Origin of the sequence: Pseudomonas guariconensis, from assembly GCF_024127895.1 — a bacterium.
Classification (GTDB): Bacteria; Pseudomonadota; Gammaproteobacteria; order Pseudomonadales; family Pseudomonadaceae; genus Aquipseudomonas; species Aquipseudomonas guariconensis_B.
In genome coordinates this window covers 1-435 of sequence record NZ_JAMYBK010000080.1, presented here as the reverse complement: position 1 = coordinate 435, position 435 = coordinate 1, and the positions used below count along the sequence as shown (strand labels likewise).

The following is a 435-nucleotide window of genomic DNA, read 5'->3' as shown; positions in this document are numbered from 1 at the left end:
AGAGCGACCATGGGATCGACATGTTGGTGTATGTGCCGCCACCACCGTCGATGAAGGTGAGGAATCCGACTACCCAGGCTATGCGTCATCACATCGATGGTTTGAAGGGAACAGCGCCGGTGGAAGAGATGCGGTTTGAAGAAGGAACGTTGTTGGTGATCGAGGTGAAGACGACGTTAGGAAAAAGTAAAACACCAACCTTTCTAACTACGCAGAAAGATGGGGGAGCCGAAAATCTGCTGCGCATACAGAACCTGATTAATCGCAGACAAAAAGGCTGGAGCACAAAAAAACTAAAAGAAATTTATCCAGATTTCGAGACTCGCTCTGAATCGCCCCGGCTTTTGTGGAGGCCGTTTCGTTTAAGTCAGGCCGCCATGGCCTGACCTGCTTGTTGCTGGTGGAAGTTTGCCTCAGCCTCCGCAGGCGGGATAT

General features: G+C 50.8%; 1 pseudogene. It reads left to right on the top strand.

The features are described from left to right. Positions 1–386, top strand: a pseudogene (locus tag NJF35_RS24635) (hypothetical protein); the annotation flags it as partial. Between the last annotated feature and the right edge of the window lie 49 nt (positions 387–435).